The sequence below is a fragment of the Pelosinus fermentans DSM 17108 genome, from assembly GCF_000271485.2.
In the GTDB taxonomy this organism is placed as follows: domain Bacteria; phylum Bacillota; class Negativicutes; order DSM-13327; family DSM-13327; genus Pelosinus; species Pelosinus fermentans.
In genome coordinates this window covers 3007655-3020281 of sequence record NZ_AKVN02000001.1, presented here as the reverse complement: position 1 = coordinate 3020281, position 12627 = coordinate 3007655, and the positions used below count along the sequence as shown (strand labels likewise).

Below are 12627 nucleotides of genomic sequence, written 5' to 3'. Positions count from 1 at the left end.
TATTTGCTATTCTGGTACGATACAGATTACGCCAATATCTAAGGTTCCGTCTTGGATTGCGAGTGCTACTTTTTTTGATCCATATTCTGATAGGTTGATTTCGATTTGTGGATACTTCTTTTTAAATTCTCCCAGTAACTCAGCAAATATGGTAGAACTAGTGATTGGAGGCAGGCCGATGAAAATTTTGCCTTTTTCCATTTTGATTTTATTTTCGAATTCAGTAGTAAGATTATGAAACATTACCACTACTTGTTGTGCCTGATCTAAGAAGACTATGCCTGCATCAGTTAACTGTACATATTTCGAAGTTCGATTAAACAGGGAGGTTCCCAATTCGGCTTCCAAATCTTTTATCATTTTACTAATCGCAGACTGGGATACGTGTGTTATATTAGCGGCTTTGCTAAAACTTTTTTGACGAGCCACTTCAACAAAATATTTAAATGTCGTATATCCATAGTAAACACCTCTGAACACAGTTTACTATCTATTTTAGTTATAGTAAAGATTGCAATTATATATTTTACTTATAAAAGGATTGGATTTAAAATGAAAGCAGAGAAACAAGAGAGAGAAAAATGTTTTATATAGAGAGTGAGGAGATGCTTTTATGATTAATCAACAAGCATATCAAGAAAATTTTATGGGAGGAATGAATGCTATGAAAAAAGATAAAACAAGAATAGAAAAGGCAAATGTTAAGAAAAATAAAAATGTAGATATTACACAAACTAAAGAATTTTGGTCTACATTAGCTGTACTTAGCTAACAATTGAAATTTTCTGTTACATTTGAAAGCGCTTTCTAAATATACGTAAGAGTATTTAGAAAGAAAAGCGCTACATTCCACACGAAATGGATGTAGCGCTTTTGACTTTTATAGAGGGATGTTACCGTGTTTTTTTGCGGGCCTTGTTTCTGTTTTTGTTTTAAGCATGTTAAGTGCTTCGATGATACGGGGTCTTGTTTCTTTGGGATCAATAATACAATCAACAAAGCCTCGTTCGGCAGCTTTGTAAGGTGTTGCAAAATCCTCTACATATTTTTGTGTTTTTTCTGCGACTTCTGCGTCTCCTCGAAAAATAATATTAGCTGCTCCAGCAGGTCCCATTACGGCAATTTCTGCTGTTGGCCAAGCGAATACCATATCGGCTCCCAGGTGTCTTGAACACATGCCGATATATGCCCCGCCATAAGATTTACGGGTAATAACAGTAATTTTAGGAACGGTTGCCTCAGAATAGGCATATAAGACTTTAGCACCATGACGAATGATTCCGCCATATTCTTGGCTAGTGCCTGGCAGGAAACCAGGGACGTCTACTAAAGTCACTAAAGGAATATTAAAGGCATCGCAAAAACGGATAAAACGAGCACTCTTATCAGATGTATTAATATCCATGCATCCCGCCATTATTTTAGGCTGGCTTGCAATAATTCCTACACTTTGACCGCCCATGCGAGCGAAGCAAGTAATGATATTTTGTGCGAAAAAAGGTTGGACTTCATAAAATTCACCAATATCTACAATCATTCTGATAATATTTTTCATATCATAGGGAATCGAAGGATCATCAGCAATTGCAGTATTCAAGGATTCATCCATGCGATTAGGCGCATCTGTAGTTTCGTATGTAGGCAAAGAGTCGAGGTTGTTACTTGGTAGAAAACTTAATAAATAACGAACCTGTTCCAGGCAATTTTCATCATTGGCAGCAATGAAGTGGGCAACCCCTGATGTGGAATTATGAGACATTGCACCGCCTAGTACCTCGGCAGAGACTTCTTCGCCGGTAACCGTCTTAATAACTTGCGGCCCTGTGATAAACATTTGACTCGTCCTATCCACCATAAAAACAAAATCAGTGAGTGCAGGAGAATAGACCGCTCCACCAGCACATGGACCCATAATAACTGAGATTTGAGGAATCACTCCTGAAGCCATGGTATTATTGAAAAAGATATCACCATATCCTGCTAATGCATCAACACCTTCTTGAATTCGTGCACCGCCCGAATCATTAATTCCAATAATAGGAGCTCCTACTTTTAAGGCCATTTCTTGAACTTTTACAATTTTAGCTGCATGCATTTCCCCCAGGGAACCACCGATGACAGTAAAGTCTTGCGCAAATACAAATACTAAGCGACCATTGACCGTACCATGGCCAGTTATAACTCCTTCGCCAGGATTTTCCTGTTCTTCCATGCCAAAATTATTACAGCGGTGTTTGATAAACTGATCAAATTCAATAAAAGTATTAGGATCAAGAAGTTTAGCTATGCGTTCACGAGCGGTAAGCTTACCGCTCGCATGTTGCTTTTCAATGCGCTTTTCTCCTCCACCTTGCTTAATCTTTTCTTGTTTTCTTTTTAGTTCATTGATTTTTTCAAAAACAGTTGACATGTTGTTATTGCCTCCAATATTTTGCAGGGGGTAGGGTCTTTTCCTCTACCTTTTGCAATGAAATTTCAAAAGAAAAATTTGCAATCAAGTAATATTACCAGATGATAGTATCTGGTGCTAAAATTGCGATGATTTATTATAACAAAGAAAAAACTCTATATCAAGTTGGAGTTGCTAAATAAATGAGAGTAAGATGCAAGGGCAATAAAAATTCTACCTAACGTCTACATTTTTATGCGAATGGGTGGCTAAATCCATATTATAATGGAATGCTTAATATTGTTGACAAATATACACTGATTTGATATAGTATATTCAATAGAATACTGCCTTTAACGTAGTCCTGTGAGGCTGCAAAGGAGACATGTAATAGAGTGTATATTTATGCCTTCTTGCGTTGCCACACGTGAGAAGGTTTTTTATGTTTTGTTAAAAGGATTGACAATCATTTCAATAATTTGATAGTATATATATGAGCAAAACATGCATAAATATAAAACGCTGTATTGTAATTAATATTGGTAGGGCGTATTCTTTAGAAAAAATACAAATACTATCCTTTAAGCTAATCCAGAGAGTTTAGCAAGGATGTTTGTTTGGCACAAGCTTGTCTTGTTGTTATTGAAACTCCTTGCGTATATAGTAAGGAGTTTTTTATATAAGGAGGAGTCACAGTGAGTAAACGCCAGATATCATTACGCGGCAAAGATATTTTAGGTCTTGAAATGATGACAGTGCCTGAAATAGAAGTGATTTTAGAGACAGCATGTCAAATGAAGGGGATTATTGATCGAGATATCAAAAAAGTACCTACATTAAGAGGGAAATCAATTGTAAACCTATTTTTTGAGGCCAGTACTCGGACACGCACTTCTTTTGAATTAGCAGGTAAATACTTGGGAGCAGATGTGGTTAATATCACTGCTAGTGCCAGCAGCGTGACAAAAGGTGAAAGTCTTAGAGATACTTTATATACGGTTGAAGCTATGGGCGTTGATGTAATTGTTATGCGCCATGAAGCAGAAGGGGCAGCACAATATGCAGCCAATGTAGCGTCGCCTGTCATCATTAATGCTGGAGACGGAGCTCACGAACATCCTACTCAAGGATTGCTGGATATGTTTACGATGAAAGAAGTCAAAGGAAAACTTGATGGATTAAAAGTAGCTATCGTTGGTGATATATTTCATAGTCGAGTTGCTAGATCCAATATTTGGGGACTTTTAAAAATGGGAGCCGAAGTACATTTAGCAGGACCTAAAACATTAATGCCTTATTACATACAGGAAGTTGGAGTACATGTGCATAATAGGGTAGAAGAAGCTCTTGAGGGAGCTGATGTTGTAAATGTACTGCGCATTCAGCGAGAACGGCAGCATAAAGGATTATTTCCTTCAGCGCGAGAATATGCTCGTATTTTTGGTATTAATCAAGCACGCTTGGATTTAGCTAAACCAGATGCATTGATTATGCATCCTGGTCCGATGAATCGAGGATTAGAAATATCTCCTGATGTAGCATATGGCGATCAATCTGTTATTCAGGAGCAAGTAAAAAATGGATTGGCAATCAGGATGGCAGCTTTGTTTTTAGTGCTGACAGGAGGTAAGAACATTGAAACTACTGCTTAAAGGTGGAACCATTATTGATCCTACTCAGAATTATAATCAGGTAGCTGATTTACTTATTGAAAATGGTCTTGTTGCGCAAATAGGAGCGAATTTAAGTACGGCAGGAGCAGAAGTTTTTGATGCCCAAGGATTGGTGATTGCTCCTGGATTTGTTGATATGCATGTACATTTGCGAGAACCAGGCTTGGAGGCAAAAGAAGATATTGCATCAGGTACGAAAGCTGCCGCTGCGGGAGGCTTCACCACTATTGCCTGCATGCCCAATACAAAACCGGTAGTAGATCAGGCAATTATAGTCTCGGGAATATTGCATAGAGCTCAGCTGGAAGGAGCCGTCAATGTAAAGGTGATTGGAGCCTTAAGTAAAGGACAGCAAGGCAAAGAATTAGCTGAAATTGGTGATATGATATTGTCTGGTGCAGTGGCTATTTCTGATGATGGAAGTTCCTTGGATAACAATCGCCTTTTTAAAATAGGCCTGGAATATACAAGCATGTTTGGATGTCCTGTGATCTCTCATGCTGAAGATGAGTCTTTAGTGGATGAGGGAGTTATGCATGAAGGTGCTGTTTCGGCTATGTTAGGAATGAAGGGTCGGCCCTCTGTGGCAGAAGACATTGCCGTGGCTCGGGATATAATGCTTGCAGAATACACTGACTCACTTCTGCACATTGCTCATGTAAGTAGTAAAGGGGCAGTAGAATTAATTCGTCAAGCAAAAAAACGTGGTGTAAAAGTTACTGCTGAAGCAACGCCTCATCATTTGACGCTAACGGATGAAGCAGTCAAAGCATTTAATACAGCAGCTAAAGTAAATCCGCCCCTGCGTTCTGCAGATCATGTTGCTGCCTTGGTAGAAGGGTTAAAAGATGGAACTTTGGATGCCATTGCGACAGATCATGCACCTCATGCTTTTGAAGAAAAAGATATTGAATTTAGACAGGCTCCACCTGGATTTGCAGGCCTTGAAACAGCATTGGGAGTCATTCTGACCGAGCTTTACCATACTGGAAAATTTACATTGGTTGAGATTATTGAAAAGATGTCAACTGCTCCAGCTTCAATATTGAATATTGAGGCAGGCAGTTTAAAAGCAGGTGTGCCAGCAGATATTGCTATTATTGATACTGAATTAGAATGGACTGTAGACAGTAGTGCTTTTTATACAAAAGGCAAGCATACTCCATTTGATAAAAAAATACTAAAGGGCAAAGCAGTTGCCACCATAGTAAGTGGTAAATTTGTGATGCGTAAGGGTAAGGTGTGTATATGAAAGGAAAACTTATATTAGAAGATGGGTCTGTGTTTTACGGTACATTAGTAGGAGACAGTACTGCTGTTGGTGAAGTGGTATTTAATACAGGGATGACGGGTTATCAAGAAATTTTAACAGACCCTTCTTATTGTGGACAAATCGTAGCCTTAACGTACCCCTTGATTGGAAATTATGGTGTAGCAGATTTGTTCCAGCAATCAAGAAAATCTTTTGTAAGAGGTTTTATTATTAGCGAGCTTTGTGAAGAGCCCAGCAATTATCAATGTGAAAATACGTTGATACAATATTTGACAGAAAATGAAATTCCTTGCATATATGGAGTAGATACTCGGGCCATTACCCGGCGTATTCGTTCAAATGGGACGATGAAAGGTGTTATTGTCCCAGAGGATGTTAGTGAAGAAGTAATAAAAAAATATTTCGACCTAGTACCCGCTATGAAAGAAGTACAGGAAGTAACCACTCCAGAGGTTTATGTGATGGAGAATAGTGGACCTCATATTGTGGTAATGGATTTTGGCATAAAACGAAATATTTTAAATTCCCTTCATAATCTTGGCTGTAAATTAACGGTTTTACCAGCAGATGCAACTTCTGAGGAAATTTTAAAGCTGAATCCGGATGGTATATTTTTATCAAATGGACCGGGAGATCCTAAAGATGTGCCTTACGCGATAGAAACGATAAAAGAATTAATTGGTAAGAAACCGATATTTGGTATTTGCTTAGGCCATCAGCTGATAGCCTTAGCCTTGGGTGCCGATACTTATAAAATGAAGTTTGGTCATCGAGGTTCCAACCAGCCTGTAAAGAACTTATTGACAGGCAGAGTGCATATTACATCCCAAAACCATGGATATGCGGTAGAGGAATCTTCTTTAGAAAATATAGATGTATTGATCACTCATCGATCTGTAAATGATAATACTGTAGAAGGGATGCGTCACAAAAAATTACCAGTATTTTCGGTGCAGTATCATCCGGAAGCATCGCCAGGGCCCGACGATAATACCTATTTGTTTGATGAATTTATGGCGCTGTTGCCGAAGGGAGTATAATTATGCCGAAAAAGAAATACCTTAAAAAAGTAATGGTAATTGGATCTGGTCCAATTGTAATTGGACAAGCGGCGGAGTTTGATTATGCAGGTACACAAGCTTGCCGTGCTCTAAAAGAAGAGGGATTGGAAGTCGTGTTGGTCAACAGTAATCCAGCTACGATTATGACAGATACCAATGTTGCAGACCGTGTATATATAGAGCCTTTAACTCCTGATTTTCTAGAAGCGATTATTGCGAAAGAACGGCCCGACGGTCTCTTGGCAACCTTAGGTGGTCAGGCAGGGCTTAATTTGGCTGTCAATTTGTATGAGAATGGTGTACTGGCCAATTTTAATGTAGAACTACTGGGGACTTCATTAGAAGCTATTAAAAAAGCTGAGGATCGTGAACTGTTTAAAGCAACAATGCAATCCATCGGTCAGCCTGTTCCAGAGAGTATCACCGTAGAAGATGTAGAAAGTGCTTGTGAATTTGCCCGGAAGATTGGCTATCCGATCATTGTGCGCCCTGCTTACACTATGGGAGGCGCCGGTGGTGGTATCGTGAATAGCGAAAGTGAACTGATTGATGTCGTTATTCGCGGGCTAAAGTATAGTATGATTGGTCAAGTGCTCGTTGAACGCAGTGTCGCTGGCTGGAAAGAAATTGAATATGAAGTCATGCGGGATGCGGCAGACAATTGTATTGTAGTGTGTAACATGGAAAACTTTGACCCTGTAGGCATTCATACGGGAGATAGTATTGTAGTAGCTCCGTCACAAACTCTTAGCGACCACGAGTATCAGATGCTGCGAACTGCATCACTGAAGATTATTCGAGAATTGGGAATTGAAGGTGGCTGCAATGCACAATACGCTCTTGATCCTCATAGCAATCAATACTATGTTATTGAAGTAAATCCTCGGGTAAGCCGTTCAAGTGCCTTGGCTTCAAAAGCCACTGGTTATCCCATTGCGAAAGTGGCTAGTAAGATTGCGATTGGCTATCATCTTGATGAAATACAAAATGCAGTTACCAAAAAAACAATGGCCTGCTTTGAACCAACATTGGATTATTTGGTAGTTAAATTTCCCCGCTGGCCTTTTGACAAATTTATGTTTGCCGATCGAATCTTAGGTACGCAGATGAAAGCTACCGGAGAAGTAATGTCTATCGATCGCTCATTTGAAGGTGCCCTGTTAAAAGCAGTACGTTCTTTGGAAATTGGAGTCAATCATTTGCAGATTCCCGAAATGGCTAACTTATCAACTGAAGATGTACATAAAAAATTGAATATAGCCAACGATGAACGTATATTTATGATCGCAGAAGCATTGCGCAGAGAAATTTCAGTGGATGAAATTCATAAAATTACAAATGTAAATACTTTCTTTTTAAATAAGATCAAAGGCATTGTTGCGATGGAAGTACTGCTGCAAACGCAAGAGATTACTTCGGAACGTATGCTAAAAGCCAAAAAGATGGGTTTTACAGATAAAACAATTGCGGCATTGTCTGGTAGTTCCACTGAAGAAATTCGATCTTCCCGTAAAGCGCAAAATATAGTGCCTTCTTATAAAATGGTAGATACTTGCGCAGCTGAGTTTGAAGCGGCTACGCCTTATTATTACTCAACTTATGCGCAAGAAGATGAAGTAACAGTGTCTCATAAGCGTAAAGTAATGGTATTAGGTTCAGGGCCCATTCGTATTGGTCAAGGGGTAGAATTTGATTATTGTTCGGTGCATTCAGTCTGGGCGCTTAGGGAAATGGGGCTGGAATCGATTATTGTAAATAATAATCCAGAAACGGTAAGTACTGACTTTGATACATCCGATCGCCTATACTTTGAACCTCTTACTCCAGAAGATGTAATGAATATTATTGATAAAGAAAAGCCTGAAGGCGTTATTGTGCAATTTGGCGGTCAGACGGCGATTAATTTAGCCGGTCCTTTAGCAAAAGCTGGTGTCAAGGTATTGGGCACCAGTGTAGACAGTATTGATCGTGCAGAAGATCGGGAGAGATTCGATGAGCTCCTTGAACAAAATAATATACCACGGCCAAAAGGATCTACAGTGACAAATGGGATAGATGCAGTTATAGAAGCAAATAAAATTGGCTACCCAGTAGTGGTTAGACCTTCTTATGTATTAGGCGGGCGAGCTATGGAAATTGTCTATACAGAAGAAGAGCTAAAAGACTATATGACCAGAGCGGTAAAAGCATCGCCAGAGCATCCAGTGTTAGTGGACCGTTATATGCAAGGCACAGAGGTGGAGGTAGATGCCATCTCTGATGGTAAAGATGTCTTTATCCCGGGTATCATGGAACATGTGGAACGAGCCGGGGTTCATTCAGGGGATAGCATTGCTGTATATCCAACGAAAACCTTGTCCCAGGAAGTTATTGCTACTATTGTGGATTACACCACTAGGCTGGCAGTGGGACTTAATGTAAAGGGACTTATTAATATCCAATATGTAGTAGTCGAGGCGCAGGTATACGTAATTGAGGTAAATCCACGTTCCAGTCGTACCATTCCTTTCTTAAGTAAAGTAACAGATGTGCCAATGGTAAATGTGGCCACTCGTGTAGCAATGGGAGAAAGTCTTATCTCCCTTGGATATAAGTCTGGTTTGCTGCCAGCTAAGCCTTATACAGCAGTAAAAGCGCCTGTATTCTCTTTTTCGAAGATGCAGCAAGTAGATATCTCCTTAGGGCCAGAAATGAAGTCTACTGGTGAAGTCATGGGAATTGACTATCACTATGCCAGGGCGTTATACAAAGCAATCACTGGTGCGGGTATGAATGTACCTGAATATGGTACTGTATTATTTACCGTAGCAGATAAAGATAAGCAAGAAGGCGGAGAACTTGCTAAGTGCCTGGCAGATCTTGGATATCATCTGGTAGCTACTGGCGGAACAGCAAGACACCTGCAATCCTTAGGCTTATCTGTTACTCTTGTAGATAAAGTGCATGAACATAAACCTGATATTATACAAATGATTAAAACAGGAAAAATTAACATGGTTATTAATACATTGACTCATGGTAAAGAACCAGAACGAGACGGATATAAGATCCGTAGAGCAACGGTAGAACATGCTATTCCTTGTTTTACTTCCATGGATACTGCTAAAGCGGTAGTAGAGGTTTTAACTTTTATGCGAGAACGTCGTTTATCTTATGTTTTAGCAATACAAGATTACGTTGGTGGAGGGGATAGTCTTGCCTAAGATGGTGGTTGAGGCCCGGATTGTGCGCAATACAGAGATCGGTGTTAACGTCAAAGAGTTAGTGCTATATGCACCTGAAATTGCAGTGCAGGCTGTACCAGGTCAATTTCTCCATGTTAGGGTAGCGGATTCCTATTATCCTTTATTGCGCCGTCCTCTTAGTATTTCAGGTGCCGATCATATAACTGGTACGGTAAGTACCATATATCGTGTAGTTGGTCAAGGCACTGCCTGTCTGGCGGCTTTGACTAGCAAAGATTCTGTGGATTGTATGGGACCATTGGGTAATGGATTTGTCATACATGGTCAACGTCCGCTATTAGTTGGAGGGGGAATGGGACTGGCGCCACTGCTATTTTTAGCTGGCGCCTTATGTCCACGCCCTATAGAAATACTAATGGGCGGCCGTACCAAAGAAGAGATGTTTTGGGCGGATATGTTTCATAACAAGTGTGATGCGATCCACATTACCACAGATGATGGTACATTAGGCAGTTGTGGTGTAACCTTAGATCTTTTGCCAGATGTATTAAAAAGTGGTGCTTTTGATGTGATTTACACCTGTGGCCCCAGGATTATGATGAAGGGTGTAGCGAAAGCTGCTAAGACCTATAATATCCCTTGTCAAGTATCTTTAGAAGAATATATGGCTTGTGGTATTGGTGGTTGTTTATCCTGCACTTGTGCTGGGAAAGATGGATTGCGAAAAAAGGTTTGTACAGATGGTCCGGTTTTTTGGGCACAGGAGGTGATATCATGAGCGTCGGAGATAGTGATATGCTTGGCGTAACCATTGCAGGAATTAAAATGAAAACACCTGTTATGACCGCATCTGGGACTTTTGGCTTTGGGTTAGAATATAAGGACTTTGTCAACCTGAATAAAATTGGTGCAGTCGTTGTGAAAGGCACAACTCTATTGCCCAGGTCCGGCAACCAGGGACGGCGAATAGCTGAGACTCCTGCTGGTATGCTAAATTCTATCGGTTTGGAAAATCCGGGGGTAGATGAATTTTTATCTGAGATATTGCCACGCTTAAAAGAGTATGATGTACCAGTTATCGTCAACATTTCAGGTAATACAGTTGAAGAATATGGTGAATTGGCTGCTCGCCTCAATGTAGCTGATGTTGCTGGTGTAGAACTCAATATTTCCTGCCCTAACGTAAAAGAGGGAGGGATAGCTTTTGGTACTAACTGTGATAGTGCCTCAGCAGTAGTAAAACAAGTAAAAAGCAATACCGATTTACCGGTGATCGTAAAATTATCTCCGAATGTAACTGATATTGTCGCTATGGCCCAGTCTGTAGAAGACGCTGGAGCCGATGCAATATCCCTTATTAATACCTTATTAGGCATGTCGATTGATATTCATAAATGGCGTCCTGTACTAGGAAATGTAGTAGGAGGATTATCTGGACCAGCAGTGAAGCCGATCGCGGTACGCATGGTATGGCAAGTTGCTCGGGCGGTAAAGGTTCCGGTTATTGGTATGGGCGGTATTGTAACAGCAGTGGATGCTATTGAATTTATGCTGGCAGGTGCTAGTGCTGTAGCCGTGGGAACAGCGAACTTTATCAATCCTTGCGCTGCCCAGTCTGTGGCAGATGGAATGAAGGACTATATAAAACAGCGTGGTTTATCTCATGTAAGTGAACTGGTAGGTAAAGTGAATCTATAAGTATTGGAAGTGAATGAATGAGTTGTGATCAGCGCTTAATAGTAGCCTTGGATGTACATAACATGGAGACCGTACAGCAACTTGTGGAACAGTTAGGGGATAGCGTGAGCTATTATAAAGTTGGTATGGAACTTTTTTATAGTGTAGGAAGTCAAGTAATTACCTATCTTCGTCAGCAGAATAAAGACATATTCTTAGATTTAAAGCTGCATGATATACCGAATACAGTCGGACAAGGATTGGCGACTCTAACGCAGTTGGGTGCAACTATGCTTAATGTTCATGCTTCAGGCGGATTAGCTATGATGCAAACGGCAGCAAGAGTGGTAAAAAACAAGGCTGATGAGATACAAGTGCAGCGTCCCAAATTAATTGCCGTGACAGTTTTAACGAGTATGAATGCAGATGAATGGTCAGCTCTTAGATATAATGCAGATTTATCGCAGCAGGTGATTCATTTATCTCAATTAGCGCAAAAAGCAGGAATGGATGGAGTAGTGGCCTCTCCTCAGGAAGCTGCGCAAATTCAGGCTGTATGTGGTAATGAATTTATCATTGTTACACCTGGCATAAGGCCTAGTGGTGCAACGATTGATGATCAAAGCCGCATTGCTACGCCAGCAAGAGCTTTAAAAAATGGTGCGCATCATTTGGTAATCGGTAGACCGATTACTGCTGCGGCAAACCCAAAGCAGGCTGTGAAGGACATTTTACGAGAAATGAGGGAACAAGCATGAAGGAAGAGGAAGTAAAGCAGTTATTTATCGATACAGGTGCCATCCTGGAAGGTCATTTCTTATTGACTTCTGGTTTGCATAGCCCACAATATGTAGAAAAATTTCAAGTACTGCAATATCCAGAACATACAGCTAAATTATGCAAGGCATTGGCAGAAAGATTTGTTCAGGATCAGGTCGAATTAGTAATCGGTCCTGTAACTGGTGGGATTTTATTAGCTCATGAAGTGGGGAAGAACTTAGGAACTCGTGCGATTTTTACCGAGCGGGAAAATGGAAAAATGACTTTGCGGCGAGGATTTGTCATTCAGCCTGGTGAACGAGTATTAATTGTAGAAGATATTATTACAACAGGTGGTTCAGTACAAGAAGTTCTTGATGTTGTTAGAGAGCATGGCGGGATTCCTGTAGGAGTAGGTATATTAGTAGATCGCAGCGGGGGTAAAGTTGATTTTGGTGTACCTCATCAAGCATTGTTGCACCTGGATGTACAAACGTATCAATCGGAAGACTGCCCTTCATGTGCTCAAAACCTGCCAATAACAAAACGCGGCAGTCGAAAATTATAAATGATTAGTACATTATAACCATAGAATCATAAAAAGAAATTA

The 12627-nt window shown here is 40.3% G+C and carries 11 protein-coding genes; 9 read left to right on the top strand and 2 right to left on the bottom strand.

Translation table 11 applies throughout. The features are described 5' to 3' along the window. Positions 1-6: 6 nt before the first annotated feature. Positions 7-429: a LysR family transcriptional regulator gene (locus FR7_RS13960; protein ID WP_237715576.1), complete on the bottom strand. Its 423-nt coding sequence runs from the start codon at positions 427-429 to the stop codon at positions 7-9. 184 nt (positions 430-613) lie between these two features. On the opposite strand from FR7_RS13960, the gene FR7_RS23905 reads away from it, so the two are divergent. Beyond that, the gene (locus FR7_RS23905; protein ID WP_007935393.1) at positions 614-772 is read left to right on the top strand and encodes a hypothetical protein; all 159 of its coding nucleotides are present in this window, start codon (positions 614-616) and stop codon (positions 770-772) included. A 108-nt stretch (positions 773-880) separates the two neighbouring features. Here the strand turns inward: FR7_RS23905 and mmdA are convergent, their stop codons facing one another. Further along, a complete protein-coding gene (mmdA, locus tag FR7_RS13955) occupies positions 881-2410 on the bottom strand; it encodes a methylmalonyl-CoA decarboxylase subunit alpha (RefSeq protein WP_007935391.1) in 1530 nt (509 codons plus the stop codon). A 674-nt stretch (positions 2411-3084) separates the two neighbouring features. On the opposite strand from mmdA, the gene FR7_RS13950 reads away from it, so the two are divergent. The 8 genes from FR7_RS13950 to pyrE are packed head-to-tail and all read left to right on the top strand — an operon-like array spanning position 3085 to position 12585. Further along, positions 3085-4041, top strand: coding sequence for an aspartate carbamoyltransferase catalytic subunit (locus tag FR7_RS13950; protein ID WP_007935389.1), 957 nt, complete (start codon positions 3085-3087; stop codon positions 4039-4041). Then, positions 4025-5314, top strand: a complete 1290-nt coding sequence (locus FR7_RS13945) for a dihydroorotase (RefSeq protein ID WP_007935388.1) — start codon at positions 4025-4027, stop codon at positions 5312-5314. Before FR7_RS13950 ends, FR7_RS13945 begins: the two co-directional genes overlap by 17 nt. Beyond that, positions 5311-6375: a glutamine-hydrolyzing carbamoyl-phosphate synthase small subunit gene (gene carA, locus FR7_RS13940; RefSeq protein ID WP_007935386.1), complete on the top strand. Its 1065-nt coding sequence runs from the start codon at positions 5311-5313 to the stop codon at positions 6373-6375. Before FR7_RS13945 ends, carA begins: the two co-directional genes overlap by 4 nt. Positions 6376-6377: 2 nt before the next feature. Next, a complete protein-coding gene (carB, locus tag FR7_RS13935) occupies positions 6378-9599 on the top strand; it encodes a carbamoyl-phosphate synthase large subunit (RefSeq protein ID WP_007935384.1) in 3222 nt (1073 codons plus the stop codon). After that, positions 9592-10359, top strand: coding sequence for a dihydroorotate dehydrogenase electron transfer subunit (locus FR7_RS13930; RefSeq protein ID WP_007935382.1), 768 nt, complete (start codon positions 9592-9594; stop codon positions 10357-10359). Before carB ends, FR7_RS13930 begins: the two co-directional genes overlap by 8 nt. Continuing rightward, positions 10356-11279 (top strand): dihydroorotate dehydrogenase, encoded by a 924-nt coding sequence (locus FR7_RS13925; protein ID WP_007935380.1) that lies wholly within the window; start codon positions 10356-10358, stop codon positions 11277-11279. The genes FR7_RS13930 and FR7_RS13925 overlap by 4 nt, the downstream gene beginning before the upstream one ends. A 17-nt stretch (positions 11280-11296) precedes the next feature. Further along, the gene (pyrF, locus tag FR7_RS13920) at positions 11297-12016 is read left to right on the top strand and encodes an orotidine-5'-phosphate decarboxylase (protein ID WP_007935377.1); all 720 of its coding nucleotides are present in this window, start codon (positions 11297-11299) and stop codon (positions 12014-12016) included. Beyond that, the gene (gene pyrE, locus FR7_RS13915) at positions 12013-12585 is read left to right on the top strand and encodes an orotate phosphoribosyltransferase (protein ID WP_007935374.1); all 573 of its coding nucleotides are present in this window, start codon (positions 12013-12015) and stop codon (positions 12583-12585) included. Before pyrF ends, pyrE begins: the two co-directional genes overlap by 4 nt. Positions 12586-12627: the final 42 nt, after the last annotated feature.

Excerpts from the sequence above, each read along its gene's own strand:
- FR7_RS23905 (WP_007935393.1), top strand. The coding sequence starts at position 614 with ATGATTAATCAACAAGCATATCAAGAAAATTTTATGGGAGGAATGAAT.
- mmdA (WP_007935391.1), bottom strand. The coding sequence starts at position 2,410 with ATGTCAACTGTTTTTGAAAAAATCAATGAACTAAAAAGAAAACAAGAA.
- carA (WP_007935386.1), top strand. The coding sequence starts at position 5,311 with ATGAAAGGAAAACTTATATTAGAAGATGGGTCTGTGTTTTACGGTACA.
- carB (WP_007935384.1), top strand. The coding sequence starts at position 6,378 with ATGCCGAAAAAGAAATACCTTAAAAAAGTAATGGTAATTGGATCTGGT.
- FR7_RS13925 (WP_007935380.1), top strand. The coding sequence starts at position 10,356 with ATGAGCGTCGGAGATAGTGATATGCTTGGCGTAACCATTGCAGGAATT.
- pyrF (WP_007935377.1), top strand. The coding sequence starts at position 11,297 with ATGAGTTGTGATCAGCGCTTAATAGTAGCCTTGGATGTACATAACATG.
- pyrE (WP_007935374.1), top strand. The coding sequence starts at position 12,013 with ATGAAGGAAGAGGAAGTAAAGCAGTTATTTATCGATACAGGTGCCATC.